The organism is Martelella sp. FOR1707, assembly GCF_053484265.1.
Genome location: NZ_JBAKFP010000001.1, coordinates 379,499 through 395,488 on the forward strand (window position 1 = coordinate 379,499; position 15,990 = coordinate 395,488).

The window sequence follows — 15,990 nt, forward strand, 5'->3', positions numbered from 1 at the left end:
CCTACCAGTTCAGCGCCACGATCTTCTGCTGCGGCTCGAACAATTGGTTGACGCTGTTGTCCACGATCTTGAGGTCGTAAGGCCATTTCTCGCCCTTGACCCACTGGCCGCCAAAGATCGGCGTGGTGCAGACATTCTTGTGCGGCTGGCCCGAAAAGTTGATATGGCCGACCACGGTGTCGAGATCGGTCGCCGCCAGCGCCTCGCGATTGGCCTCGCGATCCAGGGGATCGGCCGAACGCTTGAGCACGTCGATCGCCACTTCCAGAACGCTGTGCGAATAGCCGAGCGGCTGCGTCCACTGGCGGTTCTGCTCGCTTTCCCACTGATCGGCGATCTCCCGGCTGGTCTGGCCGGTAATCGACGACTTGAAGGGGAAGGCCGGCGTCCACCACACTTCGGTCGTCATGCCGTTGCCAAGCGGCCCCATCGCCTCGACGCTGCCCGGGAACAGCAGCGCCGCCGCCACGGTCACCGCCTTCGGCTTGAAGCCCTGCTGGTTGCACTGGGTCACGAAAGTCTTCAGATCGTCCGGATAGGTGATGCCGCCGATGATATCGCAGCCGGCCTGCTTGAACGTTGCGATCTGCGCCGAGAAGTCGTTGGTGCGCGGCTGGAAATAGCCGGGGATGGTGACCTCGTAGCCCGCGGCGCGGGTCGGCACGGGCAGGCCGTATTCCTCATTGCCCCAGGTCTCGCCGTCGATGTTCTGCGGAAACAGCATGCCGACCTTGCGGTTGGTCTCAAGCCCGTTCCACAGGCCGACAAACGTGTTCAGCGCCTCGTCCAGACCCCAGAAGAAATGGTAGGTCCAATCGAATTCGCCGCCGCCGCGCGGCATGATCACGGCCTGCCAGGGCGCGCCCGCCGAGATCGACGGCGTCTCGTAAAGCTCGGCCTGCTCCATGGCCGGCAGGATGGTATCGGTGGTCGACGCCGGCACCAGAAGATGCACTTCGTCGTTCAGGATCAGGTCGCCGGCGATTTCGGCGGCCTTGTTCGGGTTCGACTGGCTATCACGCTCGAGGATTTCGAGCTCGTAGACATCGCCATTGGCCGATTGCAGCCTTCCGCCCAGCGCCTCGCGGATTTTCTGAACGGTATAGCCGTCGGTTTCCCCGAACAGGCCAAGCGGCCCGGTTTCGGGCGTGATATAACCCATGCGGATCTTGCCCGCCGTCTGGGCGCGCAGCACCGCCGGTGCCCCCAGAACGCTCGCCGCAAGGCCGGCGCCCATGCCGCGCAGCACGCCGCGGCGGGTAGGCCGGATCAGTTTATTGATGTAAGCCATTTCTGTTCTCCTCTCCCTATTGATTGGCGCATCGCCCGCCGCTCCCTGGCAGGCCGCGCGCCCATTTGCCTGTCACGTCATGCGGATCAGCGATCCGCCATCGATGACCACCAGCGAGCCGGTCATGTAGGACCCGGCCGACGAGGCCAGCAGCAGGGCCAGCCCCTTGATGTCCTCCACATCGCCGATCCGTCCGATCAGGGACTGCGCCTCGAACGCGGCGCGGTCTTCCTTGTTGCGCAGCCGGCCGCTGGCGATATTGGTGATGAATGGGCCCGGCAGGATCGCGTTGACGCGGATGCCGTAAGCGCCGAGCTCCATCGCCATGTGGCGGACGAAATGATTCACCGCAGCCTTGGCCGGCATGTAGGATGTTCCGACGATGCTTTCGTTGATTTCCGAGGCGATCGACGAGGTCACGATGATCTGCCCGCCGCCGTTCGGCTTCATGTGGCGCACGGCATTCTTCACCGTGCTGTAGACCGAGGTGAGGTTGATCTCGATGCCCCGGTCCCACTGCTCGTCGGGAATGTTCTCGATCGCGCCGTCGGGGTTGCGCTCGCCCGTGGGCGTCATGAAGCCGGGTCCCGGATCGATTCCGGCATTGGCGTAGACCGTGTCGATGCGGCCGTGCTTTTCGGCCACTTCATCGAAGGCCGCCGCCAGTCCGGGACGGTCGGCGACATCGACCTTCAGACCCCAGACATCGCCGCCCGTGGCCTTGATTTCGCTGACGGTCTTCTCGGTGCCCGCCTGATCCAGATCGAAGATGCAGACCCGCGCGCCCTGGGCGGCCATGATCTCGGCATAGGCGCGGCCGATGCCGCTGGCCCCGCCGGTCACGATCACGGATTGACCGCGCACGTCGAACATCTGCTCCAGCATTATCAAAACCTCCCTGCCTGCTGATATGACAACAGGAGACCGCCCGTTGTGCGCGGGCAGCCATCATCGATCCGGGACGCCGGACCGACCTCCTCCTGTTTCGCGACCACCCTTCTCCCTCGGGCGGGGTCGCGCTCCTCACGCACATAACGCCGCCATAACCGCATCAAGTCAAATGCGGAAAACAACGGGAAATATAACTTTCCGCTATATTGAACGCCGCAAGGCGACATCCGCCGTGGTCGACGGCGACCGGGGTCTACCGGGCAGCGACGATCCTGTGGTATTCGCCTTCGCCGCTCAGATAGCGGCGGACCGGCAGCGGCAGCCTTGTCGATTTCTCGTCCGCAAGGCCGCAGCCTTCCAAAAGCCGGCGTTTGTCCGGGTTCGAGCCAACTGCCCGCCAGATGATGCGCGTGGAATAGGGGACGTTCTGCTGGCGCCATGAAACGCCGGTGGTGATGCCGTGCAGGTAGGTGCGCTGATGCTCGGCAAACGGCATCAGGGTCGTCTGGCAAATGAAGGAATGCTCGCCCACGCCGCGCTCGATGATGAACAGCCGCTGGCGCCAGAATGCCGCCAGTCCGTTATATTTCGAAAACTGCCGGATTTCGGATTCACGGTCACGAATACGCTCGATCGACTTCACCGTGATCTGCCCGTTCTTTTCCTCGATCCTGGCACAGCTGCAGACGATCTTTCCCGGCCATGACAGCGTTCGGTGGAAAAGCTGGTAATAGCCCACATACTGGCGCAACTCCGGCAGATTGCCGGGAAAGCCTTTCCGCAGCAAAGAGAATGGCCCGTCGCTGTCGACCGGCGCATTGAATGTCTCCTGAAACCGTTTTTCCGACGCCATGAAATCCTGCGGTTTCAAACCGAAATAGCGTGCGATTTTCCCTGTATTATAAGGCGACGGGCGGGATTGACCCGCGAGATAACGATTGAACTGCTGCCGGTTGATACCAATTTCGCGACAGATCGCCGTGATCGACGGACGAGTATTGCAGGCGAACCGCAGATTGGCCGCAAAGTGACTGTTATCGCGTGATGTCATCGGGTCTCGATCCTGGCCTTGATGGCGTCAAATAGCGTCAAACCGCTTCAATAAGCGAAGTTGTCTGGCTTCCGCAACCTGCTTATGTCATCGCCCATGATCTTTGACGGTATCGTCAACTGCGCCTTTAGGCATTCCGCCACGGCAAATTTAGAATATCATGGCCGCTTTCTTGCAGCGGCACGAATGCAATGCTCACAAACAGGGGAAACCAGATGAACAACAAGAAATCCTCCATTCCGCAGACCGGCCTTAACCGTCGCGCCTTTCTTGCCTCCGCGGCCGCGGCCGGGTTCGCGGCGACCGCTTCCGGTCTGCTGATCCCGCGCGAGAGCCTTGCGGCCGAAGAGCCGCAGCGTGGCGGTCATCTCGTTCTCGGCCTCGACGGCGGCCAGACGACCGATATTCTCGATCCCGGCACCTATGCCGGCAGCACCATGTTCCTGGTTGGCTTCACCTGGGGCGACCGGCTGGTGACCACCGATCCGGTGTCCGGCGAAGCGCTGCCGAGCCTTGCCGAAAGCTGGACCTCTTCCGACGACGCGAAGACCTGGACCTTCAAGCTGCGCAAGGATGTGCGCTTTCATGACGGCACGCCGTTCACCGTCAACGATGCCGCCCAGACGCTCCGCCGCCATTCCGACAAGGATTCCACCTCCGCAGCGCTCGGCCTTCTCGAAGAGATCGAGACCATCGAGGAAAGCGGCGGCGATCTGGTGATCACGCTGAAGAATGGCAATGCCGACCTGCCGCTGATGCTGACCGACTATCACCTACAGGTCCAGAAGAACGGCGGCATGGATGATCCCAACAGCGCCATCGGCACAGGCCCCTACAAGCTGGAAAGCTTCGAGCCGGGCATCCGCATCACCTTCTCGAAGAATGAGGATGACTGGAACGAGGATCGCGGCTTCGTCGACAGCGTCGAGGTTCTGGTCATCAACGACAACACGGCCCGCATCGCCGCCCTTTCGTCCGGCAAGGTGCATTTTATCAACACGCTGAGCCCGAAGACGATGTCCTTGCTGTCGCGGGCACCGAATATCGAAACGATCAGCACCAAGGGTAAGGGCTTCTATTCCTTCCTGATGCATGGCGACACCGCGCCCTTCGACAACAATGATCTCAGAATGGCGCTGAAGCTCGCCATCGACCGCGAGGCGATGCTGAACACCGTTCTCGGCGGTTATGGCACGCTCGGCAATGACTATCCGGTCAATGATGCCTATGCGCTGGCGCCGACCGATATCCCTCAGCGCGCCTACGATCCGGAGGAAGCGGCGCACTACTTCAAGAAGTCCGGCCATGAAGGCCCGATCCTGCTGCGCACCTCCGATGCCGCCTTCACCGGCGCGGTCGATGCGTCCGTGCTGTTCCAGGCCAATGCCAAGGAAGCGGGCATTGACATCCAGCTCCAGCGCGAGCCGTCCGACGGTTACTGGTCGAATGTGTGGAACAAGAAGCCGTTCTGCGCTTCCTATTGGGGCGGAAGGGCGACGCAGGATATCCGCTACACCACGACGCAGCTTTCGACCTCGACCTGGAACGACACCCGTTTCAAGGACCCCGAATTCGACAAGATGCTGCTCGAGGCCCGCGCCGAGACCGATCAGGACAAGCGCCGCGCGCTCTACCGCCAGATGGCGATCATGGTGCGCGACAATAGCGGCCTCATCCTGCCGGTGTTCAACAATTACCTCAATGCCCGCTCGGTGAAGATGCAGGGCTGGATCGATGATGTCGGCAACGACCTGTCCAACGGACAGATCGCCAGCCGCGTCTGGCTCGTTTCCTGATCCGAGAAATAGAGGAAGCCGCTGGATCACGCCGCGGCTTTCACATCCCCCATGACAGAAACGCAACCAACCCCAACCGCCCCTGTCGGCGCGCCGCCGCCCGGCCCCCTCGTGGTCCTGCGCGCGCGCTTTCCCATGGCAAGCCGTATCGGAGAGCGGATCGTGCTCGGCATCGGCCTGCTTCTCGCCAGTTCGATCCTGATTTTCGCCGGGATCGAAATCCTGCCCGGCGATTTCGCCGAGACCTATCTCGGTCAGGCGGCAACGCCGCAGGCGATCGCGAATCTGCGCGCCGAATTCGGCCTCGACCAGCCGCTCGTGACCCGCTATTTCGACTGGCTCGTCGGCATATTGCACGGCGATTTCGGAACGTCCTGGGCGAGCGGCCAGTCCGTCAGCGGCCAGATTGCCGCCCGGCTCGGCAACTCGCTGCTTCTGGCGGGCGCGGCGGCGGTGATCGCCGTTCCGCTCGCCGTCGGCCTTGGGCTTCTCGCCGTGCTTTATCGCGACCGGCTGGCGGACCGGCTGATCAACCTCGTCTCGCTCGCCGCCGTCTCGCTGCCGGAATTCTTCGTCGCCTATCTGCTGATCATGGTGTTCGTGGTCCAGCATCCGGTCGCGGCCTTTCCGGCCACGGTCTATGACAGTATGAGCCTGTGGCAGAAGCTTCAGGTCATCATCCTGCCGGTGGCGACGCTGGTGCTGGTGGTGCTCGCCCACATGATGCGGATGACGCGGGCGGCGATCATCAATGTGATGTCCTCCGCCTATATGGAAACCGCCGAGCTGAAAGGCATCGGGGCGTTGCGGGCAATCGTCAAACATGCCGCCCCCAACGCGCTGGCGCCGATCATCAATGTCGTGGCTCTCAACCTCGCCTATCTGATCGTCGGCGTCGTCGTGGTCGAGGTGGTCTTCGTCTATCCGGGCATGGGGCAGTACATGGTCGATGCGGTGACGATACGCGACTTGCCGGTGGTGCAGGGCTGCGGGCTGGTGTTCGCGTCGATCTACATTCTGCTCAATATGGTCGCCGATATCCTTTCCATTCTCGTCAATCCGCGCCTGAGGCATCCACGATGAACATAAGATCCATTCCGCTGACGGCGTGGATCGGCATGGCCGGTATCGCCATTGCCGTCATCGCCGCCGTCTTTGCGCCCTTTCTCGCGCCCTACGGCGAAAACCAGGTTGTCGGAAGCCCCTGGGAGGCGGCGAGCGCGGCCTTTCCGCTCGGGACCGACAATCTCGGCCGGGACCTGCTGTCGCGCATGATCTATGGCGCGCGCATGACGCTGTTCGTGTCGATCTGCGCCACCGTACTTGCCTTCTCGCTGGGGGTTGTCCTGAGCTTCGTCGCGGCCGTCACGCGCGGGATGATCGATATGGGCCTGTCGCGCCTCAACGACCTGATGATGTCGATCCCGACGCTGATCTTCGCGCTGATCGTGCTGGCGGCGCTGCCGCAGAACCTGCTCGTGCTGATCGTGGTCATGGCGGTGCTCGATTCCACCCGCGTGTTCCGCCTCGGCCGGGCGCTGGCGCTCGACATCGCGGTCATGGATTTCGTCGAGGCGGCAAGGCTGCGCGGCGAGAAGACGGTCTGGATCGTGTTCCGCGAGATCCTGCCCAACGCGATGACGCCGCTGCTGGCCGAATTCGGCCTGCGGCTCGCCTTCGCCGTGCTGTTCATCTCCACCCTGTCGTTCCTCGGCCTCGGCATCCAGCCGCCGACCGCCGACTGGGGCGGCATGGTCAAGGACAACAAGGACGGCATCATCTTCGGCGTGTCCGCCGCTCTGGTGCCGGGAGCCGCGATTGCCGCGCTCACCATCTCCATCAATCTCGTCGTCGACTGGCTGCTGAAACGCACATCCAGCCTGAAAGGAGGCCGTGGTGGCTGATCTTCAAACGCAGGACGAAACCCCTCTGCTTCAGGTCCGCGACCTGCAGATCGGCGCGATGGCTTATCCGCCGGGCGAGCGCCCGCATCCGATCGAGATCGTCAAGGGCGTGAGCTTCACGCTGGAACGCGGCAAGGTGCTCGGGCTGATCGGGGAATCGGGCGCCGGCAAGTCCACCATCGGGCTTTCACCGCTCGCCTATGGGCGCGGCGGCGTCACCATCACCGGCGGCGAAGTGCTGCTCGATGGCGTCGATATCCTGAAGCTCGGCAAATCCGGTACGCGGGCGCTGCGCGGCGCGCGGGTCTGCTACGTCTCACAATCGGCGGCAGCCTCGTTCAACCCGGCCCACAAGCTCGGCGATCAGGTGATCGAGGCGACCGTGCGCCACGGGCTGATGAGTCGTGGCGAGGCCCGCCAAAGGGCTGTTGAACTGTTCGGCATACTCGGCCTGCCGGACCCGGAAACATTCGGCAACCGCTACCCCCATCAGGTCTCCGGCGGGCAGCTGCAACGGGCGATGACGGCGATGGCGCTCTGCAGCCGTCCGGAACTGATCGTCTTCGACGAGCCGACCACGGCGCTGGACGTCACCACCCAGATCGACGTTCTGGCCGCCATCAAGAACGCGATTGCCAAGACCGGAACCGCCGCGCTCTACATCACCCATGACCTCGCGGTTGTGGCGCAGGTCGCCGACGACATCATGGTGCTGCGCAATGGCGAGTCCGTGGAATATGGCAGCGTCGAAAAGATCATCGAGAATCCGGATGCCGAATATACCCGCGAACTGGTGAATGTCCGCGCGATCCGTCATGACGAGGCCGCCGACCAGTCAGACCGCTTCTTCGAGATGACCAACATCTCGGCCTCCTACGGCACCATGCCGGTGCTGTTTGATGTGTCGCTGCATGTTCCGAAGGGACAGACGCTTGCGATTGTCGGCGAATCCGGCTCGGGCAAATCGACGCTCGCGCGGGTCGCCACCGGGCTTCTGCCGCCGACAGCCGGTAGCGTGCGTTTCAATGGAAAAGACCTGCCGCCGGCGCTGAAGAACCGCAGCCGCGAGGAGCTGCGGCAGCTTCAGCTGATCTACCAGATGGCCGACACCGCCATGAACCCGCGCCAGACCGTCGGCGGCATCATCGGCCGGGCGGTGACATTCTACGAGGGTCTGCGCGGTTCGGCCCGCCGCAGCCGCGTCAACGAGTTGCTCGAGCAGATCGAGATGGGGAGCGGCTTTTACGACCGCTATCCCGCCGAGCTTTCCGGCGGCCAGAAACAGCGCGTGGCGATTGCCCGCGCGCTGGCTGCACGGCCGGAGCTGATCATCTGCGACGAGCCGACCTCGGCGCTCGACCCGCTGGTGGCCGACGGCATTTTGAAACTGCTCTTGCAGCTTCAGAAGGAAAAGCAGCTGTCCTACATCTTCATCACCCACGACATCGCCATTGTCCGGGCGATTGCCGACAGCGTTGCGGTGATGCATCAGGGCAGGCTGGTCCGTTTCGGCCCCAAGGCGGAGGCGCTGTCCCCGCCCTTCGACGACTATACCGATCTGCTGCTGAAATCCGTGCCCGAAATGAAGATCGGCTGGCTGGAAGAGGTGCTTGCCAGCCGCAGGACTTCCAGCGCCGGCAACTGACACATTCCGGCCGGGCCGCCCCTCCGGCCCGCGCCCCCTTACCGACAGAACCGAATACGAAAAGGTCAAAACCATGGTGAAACAAGGTTTTACGACGTCCGAGGACCAGTGGATCACGCTCAAGGACGGCACGCGGCTCGCAACGCGAATCTGGATGCCGGACGGCGCGGCTGACAAGCCGGTGCCTACCGTGCTGGAATATCTTCCCTATCGCAAGCGCGGCGGAACCGACCCGCGCGACGAATCCACCTATCCGGTCTTCGCCGCCGCCGGCATTGCCGGCGTGCGGGTCGATATCCGCGGGTCAGGCGAATCCGAAGGCGTCATCGATGGCGAATACACGCCGCGCGAACTCTCCGATGCCTGCGAAATCCTCGAATGGATCGCCGCACAGCCCTGGTCGAACGGCAATGTCGGCATGATGGGCATTTCCTGGGGTGGGTTCAACTGCCTGCAGGTGGCCGCCCTCAAGCCGCCGCAGTTGAAGGCCGTGATCTCGATCGCCTCCACCGTCGACCGCTACAATGACGATATTCACTACAAGAACGGCACGCACCTCTCCGCCCAGCTCTCCTGGGCGGGCACGATGCTGGCCTATCAGTCGCGCACCCCGGATATCGATCTCGTCCGCGACCGGTGGAAGGCGATGTGGCTGGAGCGGCTGGAAGGCCAGCCCTTCTTCATGGAGGAATGGCTTGCCCATCAGCGCCGCGACGATTTCTGGAAACACGGTTCGATCTGCGAGGACTTCGAGGGATTTCCGGTTCCCGCGCTGGTGATCGCCGGCTGGGCGGATGGCTATCGCAACACGCCGCTGAAGGCGATCGAGGGCCTCGGCGACAGGGGCAAGGCGATTGTCGGCCCATGGGTGCACAAATATCCGCATTTCGCCTGGCCGAAGCCGCGCATGGATTTCCACGCCGAGGCCATCGCCTGGTGGAAGCGCTGGCTGGACGATGCCGATAATGGTGCTGAACAGCTCCCGCAAATGCGCGCCTATATCCTCGACGGACCGCGCCCGGCGTTGAGGCGCGACCGCGATCCCGGCTACTGGGTCGCAAAGCAGTCCTGGGAAGCGCCAGAGACGGACACCCTGACGGTCGGAGTCGACGGCACGCTCAACGCGACCGGCGCCAGCGAAGGCACGGGCGACATCTATCTGCGCTCGCCGCTCGATACCGGCATCAGCGGCGGCGAGTGGTTCACGTTGAAGCCCGACGCAGAAATCGCCGGCGACCAGCGGGTCGACAACGGCGGTTCGCTGATCTTCCAGACCGCACCGCTTGCGGAAGAGGCTGTCTATCTCGGCGCGCCGGAACTCACCGTCGATGTCGCCTGCGATGGCGACTGGGAAAACCTCGCCGTCCGGATTATCGATGTCCATCCCGATGGCACGGAAACCCGCGCCTGCTACGGCGTTTTGAACCTCGCCCATCGCAACGGCAACGAAACGCCGGCCAACATGCCGCGCGGCGAAAAGACGCGCATTGCCATGAAGCTTGACGCAATGGGCTATCGCTTCGCGCCGGGCCATCGCATCAAGCTCGCGCTTTCGACGAGTTACTGGCCGATCATCCTTCCCTCGCCTCAGGCGCTGGGGCTCACGATCGATACGGCCACCATCCGCCTTGCCCTGCCGCTTCTGGGCCAGCATGAGCGTATCGCCGTCGCCGAACCGGAAAACCCCGATCCGCTGCCGCAATATGAAATGCGCCAGCCGGAGGAAACCCGCCGCTCGGTCGAAAAGGATCTGGTCACCGGCCTGACGCACTATCGCATCTACGAGGATGCGGGGCTGGAAGTGCATCCTGTCAACGGCCTGCGCACCCAGGAAATCCGCAATGAGGACTGGTCGATCGACCCCAACGACCCGCTGTCGATGGCGGGCGATATCGACTGGACCATCCGGCTTGAACGCGACGGCTGGTCGGTCTCGACAAAGACCACCACGACAATGCGCTGCACCGAACACGACTGGATCATCACGGCCAGCGTGACGGCCTTCGAAGGCGAGCAGGAAATCTTCGCCAAGTCGTTCGAACAGCGCATCCCCCGCGACTTCATGTGAGCCGTCGCGACGGCGGCCACTGCCAGCCGGCTCTCCTAAAGGCGAGCCGGTTGAGATCACTCACCTCGGCGCGGGCCCGGTGGATTGCCGTTCTATGATCTGACAGGGCACGTGGAGGCGCAGCGGGCAGGCGGGGAAGTCCTGATTGGAGATGCGCTGGTGCAGCACGCGCGTCGCCATTCGGCCAATATCGACGCCCGGCACCCTCACCGTCGTCATCTGCGGCGAAATCTGCTGGGCGGCGGAGTAATCGCCGAAGCCGACAACGGAGGCATCGCGCGGTATCCGGTAGCCGCGGGCAAGCAGTTCGGAAATCACCGCCAGCGCAAGCCCGTCATGGGCGCAGAAGAATGCCGTCGGCTTTTCGATGTCCGTGATCAGCCGCCCGAAGGCCTCGCCGAAATCGCGTCCCTCCTCCAAAATGAGATCGTGGAGGACGGCATCCGGCGCGCGCTCGCACACCTCGCGCAAACCGTAAAGCCGCTCCATGCGCCCGCGAAAGCGCGGATCGCCATGGATATAGACGATCGTGCGGTGACCGAGATCCAGAAGAAAGCGGCCGACCGCGGAGCCCGCCTCATGGTCGGTCGCGCCTACCTGATCGACCGGCTCCAGCGGCTCCAGCCAGCTGTTGCGCACGATCGGAATGCCTGAATTGTGAAGCCGCCTGAGGTTCTCCTCGTCATGCAGACCGACGATCAGCAGGCCGCTGCACTCCTCCGCCAGCGCCTCGAGTTCCATGCCGTTGCGCGTGCTGCGAATGCGCAGGGCATATCCCAGTAGCTGGGCCTCGCGCTGGACGCCGTTCTGGATCTGCATATGGAGTTCGGTGTTGGTGATATCGTTATCATCGAAGACGACGCCGAGCACGCGGCTGCTGGATGCGGTCTTGCGGTAGCCGAGGCGCACGGCCGTTTCGTTGACCTTCAGCCGCGTCGCCTCGCTGACGCCGCTCTTGCCCGAAAGCGCGCGAGACACCGCGAATTTCGAAAGTCCGGTTTCGTCGGCAATGGTCTGGATCGTTACGCGCGACACGGTGGCTCCTCACATTCATGCGGCATTATGGCCCGAAAGGGCGCGCAATGCCACGGTTCAAAAAAACTGAACCTAACGCTTTACATAACAAAACTTCTATTTCAAGCTAGTTGTTAGTCGATGAAGGATAACGGAGCATCGACAGTAGGAGGAAAATCCATGAGGAATTTGAGCCGCAGAGCTTTTCTCGCGGCAGGGACGGCGTTTGCCGCTCTGCTGGCGCTGCCCGCCTGGGCTGAAATGGAATACAAGTCGCCCAATCTGGAAGAAGCGGTAAAGGCCGGCGATCTTCCCCCGGTCGCCGAGCGCCTGCCGGAAAACCCGCTGGTGATCACGCCCCGCGATCAGCCGGGCACGCAGGGTGGCACGTGGAACCATGCGCTGGTCGGCGGCGGATCGCTGTCCATGCTGGTGCGCTATCAGGGCTATGAGCCGATGGTGCGCTTCACGCCCGACTGGTCCGGCGTCACGCCCAATGTCGCGGAATCCTTCGAGGTCAACGAGGATTCCACCGAATATACCTTCACGCTGCGCAAGGGCATGAAGTGGTCGGACGGCGAGCCCTACACCACCGAGGATGTAAAGTTCTGGTATGAGGACGTTTTCCAGAACCCGGAACTGACCATCGGCGATCAGGCCTTCTGGTATTCGACCGACGGTTCGGTTGCAGAGCTGGAAGTGGTCGACGAGCAGACCTTCAAGGTCAAGTTCGCGCAGCCGAACGGCTTCTTCGCCCAGCAACTCGCCTGGGCACAGCAGGACCAGATCACCCGCACGCCGAAGCATTACCTCAAGCAGTTCCACATCAAGTACAATCCGGATGCCAACGAACTCGCCAAGGAGCGCGGCTATGAAAGCTGGGTGGCGTTGTTCCAGCGCGAATGCGGCGTGCAGCAGGACAATGACTTCTTCCAGAATTCCAACCGTCCGACGCTGAATGCCTGGAAGTTCACGATCGCGCCCGGCGAAGACACCGAACGCGCTGTCGCCGTGCGCAATCCCTATTACTGGAAGGTCGATCCCGAAGGCACGCAACTGCCCTATTTCGATGAGATCAACTACCAGATGGTCGGCGATCCGGAAGTGCTTCTCCTGAAGACGCTTCAGGGCGAGATCGACATGATGGACCAGTATATCGCAACGCCCGCCAACAAGCCGGTGCTCTACGATGCGCAGGAAAGCGGCGATTTCCACTTCTACACGCTGAAGGAAACCGCGGCCAATGTGATGGTTTTCCAGCTCAATCTGAACCACACCGATCCGGTCAAAAACGCGCTCTACAACAACCGCGATTTCCGCGTGGCGCTGTCCCACGCCATCGATCGCCAGGCGATGCTCGATGCCGTGTTCGTCGGCCAGGGCGCGCCGGCCCAGCCTTCGATCGTGGAAGGCGATCCCCTCTATGTCGAGCGGCTCGCCAAGCAGTACACGGAATACGATCCGGAAAAGGCCAATGCGATCCTGGACGAGATCCTGCCCAACAAGGACAGCGAGGGGTTCCGGCTCGATTCCGAAGGCCGGCGCGTGACGATCATCTTCGAGATAGATCAGGTGCGCACCACCTTCCTCGACATGTTCCAGCTTGCGATACCCAACTTCCGCGATGTTGGCATCGATGCGCAGATCCGCACCATGGACCGCTCGCTCTGGGAAACCCGCGTGCGCCATGGCCGCGAGTTTGACGCCACGGCCCACCAGTTCGGCGCAAACAGCGGCGTCGCGGCGATGCTCGATCCGCGCTACTTCGTACCGTTCAACACCAATGCGCTCTATGCCCAGGGTTGGGCCCTGCACTTCAACCAGCCGGACAATGACGCCGCCATCGAGCCGCCGGAAGAAGTGAAGGCGCAGCAAGAACTCTACAAGAAATTGCTGGCGACCGGCGATCAGGACAAGCAGCACGAGATCATGCTGGAACTCCTGAACAATGCCGCCGACCAGTTCCTCGTCTTCGGCGTCAGCCTGCCCCCGGATGGTTACGGCGTGATCAAGAACGACATGGTCAACACCATGCCGGTCATGCCGAATTCGTTCGGCTGGCCGACGCCCGGACCGTCGGCGCCGGAGCAGTTCTTCAAGAACTGATCGGCAGAAACATCTGTCACCTTCGACCGACCAAGGGCCGGCCCGTTCCTCCACGGGCCGGCACCAGCCCCGCCTTACCTAACGGAACCGACACATGAAGCCCATCGACCCGATCGCAGCCGCCAGTCTCAGAACGCCGGACTGGTATAAGACCGCCACCCGCTGGACCCAGCTCACGCTGGTCGAGAACGACCCGGTCAAGTTCGATCCGGACTTCTGGATCGATGTGTTCCAACGCACCCGTTCCAACGCGGTCTGCCTGTCCGCCGGTGGCTATATCGGCTTTTACCCGTCCAAGGTTCCGCTGCATTATGTCAGCAAATATCTTGGCGACACCGATCCGTTCGGCCGCCTCGTCGATGGCGCGCGATCGCTCGGCATGCATGTCATGGCCCGCGTCGATCCGCACGCCATCCATCAGGATGCCGCCGATGCGCATCCCGAATGGATCGCCGTCGACAAGGACGGAAATCCCCGCCGTCACTGGGCGTTTCCCGATGTCTGGGTTACCTGCGCCTATGGCGATTACAACAATAAGTTCATGCCGCAGATCGTGAAGGAAATTACCCGCGACTACGATATCGACGCGATTTTCGCCAATCGTTGGCAGGGCCATGGCGTGTGCTATTGCGAGAGCTGCAGGACCCGCTTCAAGGGCGCCACCGGCTTCGATCTGCCGATGACCAGCGACGTCAACGATCCCGCATGGCGGGCATGGTCTGCTTGGCGCCGCGAGGTGCTGACCCGCATGGTCATCGCCTGGGATAATGACGTCAAGGCGATCCGGCCGCATGCGAGCTTCATTCCCAATATGGGCGGTGAGTCGCTGATGGAATTCGATATCGGCCTGATCGAGAAACACTGCCCCTTCCTGGTCGTCGATCATCAGGGCCGGCGCGGGCTGGAGCCGATCTGGCTTGCTGGCCGCAACGCCAAGCGGATGCGCGCCACCTTCCGCGACCGCCCCGTGGTGCTGATCACCTCGATCGGGCCGGAGGAGCAGTATCGCTGGAAGGATTCCGTCACCACTGCAGCGGAAATCGAAAGCTGGATCGCGAATGGCGTCACCCACGGCATGCTGCCCTGGTTCACCAAGTTCAACGGCGTGGTGCCGGATGAGCGCTGGGTCGCCCCGGTCGCCGCCGGTTTCGAAAAGCACGAGAAGCTCCAGGCGATGCTCGAGGCAACGACGCCGACCGCCGAGATCGCGATCATCGACCCCACCACGACGCTGAAGAACTGGGCGCGCGACGAGCGCCGGCAGGCCGAGGGTGATGATCTTGGCTTCTACCATGCACTGATCGAGGCGAAGCTGCCCTTCGAATTCCTCTCCGACGAGGCAATGACGGCGGAAAGCCTGGATCGCTTCAAGCTGGTCATTCTCGCCAATGCCTCCAATCTGTCCGATGCCCAGTGCGCGCTCCTGAGAGACTATGCCGCGCGCGGCGGCAGCCTGATTGCCGCCCACGAAACGGCGATGCGCGATGAAAGCGGCAATGCGCGCGACGCATTCGCGCTTGGCGACGTGTTCGGGTTGAAGCGAACAGCGCTGGCGCGCGGGCCGGTCAAGAACAGCTATATCGTCCTTTCCGGCGACCACCCGCTCACGCGGGGCTATGAAGGCGCCGGGCGGATCATCGGCGGCACCAAGCTTGCCGAGGTCGAAACCGTTGCGGGCACCGAGACGCCGTTCCTCGGCATTCCGGACTTTCCGGATCTGCCGATGGAGGAAGTCTACCCCCGCGAGGAGCCGCGCGGCGCCGCGGTCGTCACCCGCGAAACCGAGGCCGGCGGCCGCACGGTCTATATCCCGTGGAATATCGGCAGCATCTTCTGGGAGGTGCTGACCGCCGATCATCAGCGACTGATCGAAAACGCCGTACGCTGGGCGATGGGCGGCAGGTCGCGCGTCAGCGTTTCCGGGCATTCGGTGCTGGATATCGCGGTGCGCGAGAGCGGCGATACGCTTGCCGTTCTGCTGTTCAACCTCACCAATCCGATGATGTTCAAGGGGCCGACGCGATCGATCTATCCGGTTGGTCCGCACACGGTCTCGATCGCGATCCCCGAGGGTCGGTCCGTCCAGGACGCGCAATTGCTGATCGCCGGCAAGACGGCCGAATACCGGACGACGGATGGCACGGTGGAGGTCGATGTTCCCGAAATCGACCTTCTGGAAACGGTCGAGGTCCGCTGGTCATGATAGTGTCGGAAACCACAAGGA

11 protein-coding genes are annotated in these 15,990 nt (G+C 62.7%); 7 read left to right on the plus strand and 4 right to left on the minus strand.

Annotation, left to right across the window (positions count from 1 at the left end; translation table 11 throughout):
• Position 1: 1 nt before the first annotated feature.
• The 3 genes from V6765_RS01695 to V6765_RS01705 form a co-directional block, all read right to left on the minus strand.
• A complete protein-coding gene (locus V6765_RS01695; RefSeq protein ID WP_448425916.1) occupies positions 2-1,291 on the minus strand; it encodes an ABC transporter substrate-binding protein in 1,290 nt (429 codons plus the stop codon).
• Positions 1,292-1,363: 72 nt separating this feature from the next.
• A complete protein-coding gene (locus V6765_RS01700) occupies positions 1,364-2,176 on the minus strand; it encodes an SDR family NAD(P)-dependent oxidoreductase (RefSeq protein ID WP_448425917.1) in 813 nt (270 codons plus the stop codon).
• Positions 2,177-2,435: 259 nt separating this feature from the next.
• A complete protein-coding gene (locus V6765_RS01705; protein ID WP_448425919.1) occupies positions 2,436-3,233 on the minus strand; it encodes a helix-turn-helix domain-containing protein in 798 nt (265 codons plus the stop codon).
• Between the two features lie 215 nt (positions 3,234-3,448).
• Between V6765_RS01705 and V6765_RS01710 the strand changes: the two genes are divergently transcribed.
• The 5 genes from V6765_RS01710 (at position 3,449) to V6765_RS01730 (ending at position 10,646) form a co-directional block, all read left to right on the plus strand.
• Positions 3,449-5,029, plus strand: coding sequence for an ABC transporter substrate-binding protein (locus V6765_RS01710; RefSeq protein ID WP_448425921.1), 1,581 nt, complete (start codon positions 3,449-3,451; stop codon positions 5,027-5,029).
• 51 nt (positions 5,030-5,080) lie between these two features.
• Positions 5,081-6,112, plus strand: coding sequence for an ABC transporter permease (locus V6765_RS01715; RefSeq protein WP_448425923.1), 1,032 nt, complete (start codon positions 5,081-5,083; stop codon positions 6,110-6,112).
• Positions 6,109-6,933, plus strand: a complete 825-nt coding sequence (locus tag V6765_RS01720; RefSeq protein WP_448425925.1) for an ABC transporter permease — start codon at positions 6,109-6,111, stop codon at positions 6,931-6,933. Before V6765_RS01715 ends, V6765_RS01720 begins: the two co-directional genes overlap by 4 nt.
• Before the next feature lie 58 nt (positions 6,934-6,991).
• Positions 6,992-8,578, plus strand: coding sequence for an ABC transporter ATP-binding protein (locus V6765_RS01725; RefSeq protein ID WP_448426611.1), 1,587 nt, complete (start codon positions 6,992-6,994; stop codon positions 8,576-8,578).
• Between the two features lie 73 nt (positions 8,579-8,651).
• Entirely contained in the window at positions 8,652-10,646 is a 1,995-nt protein-coding gene (locus tag V6765_RS01730) for a CocE/NonD family hydrolase (RefSeq protein WP_448425927.1), read from the plus strand.
• A gap of 60 nt (positions 10,647-10,706) precedes the next feature.
• On the opposite strand, the gene V6765_RS01735 is transcribed toward V6765_RS01730, so the two are convergent.
• Positions 10,707-11,681 (minus strand): LacI family DNA-binding transcriptional regulator, encoded by a 975-nt coding sequence (locus V6765_RS01735; protein WP_448425928.1) that lies wholly within the window; start codon positions 11,679-11,681, stop codon positions 10,707-10,709.
• 159 nt (positions 11,682-11,840) lie between these two features.
• Here V6765_RS01735 and V6765_RS01740 point away from each other — a divergent pair, with 159 nt between their 5' ends.
• Together V6765_RS01740 and V6765_RS01745 are read left to right on the plus strand one after the other, a co-directional pair.
• Positions 11,841-13,766 carry an ABC transporter substrate-binding protein gene (locus V6765_RS01740; RefSeq protein ID WP_448425929.1) on the plus strand — a complete coding sequence of 642 codons (1,926 nt, stop codon included), beginning with the start codon at positions 11,841-11,843 and terminating at the stop codon, positions 13,764-13,766.
• Positions 13,767-13,860: 94 nt separating this feature from the next.
• Positions 13,861-15,969 carry a family 10 glycosylhydrolase gene (locus V6765_RS01745; protein ID WP_448425931.1) on the plus strand — a complete coding sequence of 703 codons (2,109 nt, stop codon included), beginning with the start codon at positions 13,861-13,863 and terminating at the stop codon, positions 15,967-15,969.
• Positions 15,970-15,990: the final 21 nt, after the last annotated feature.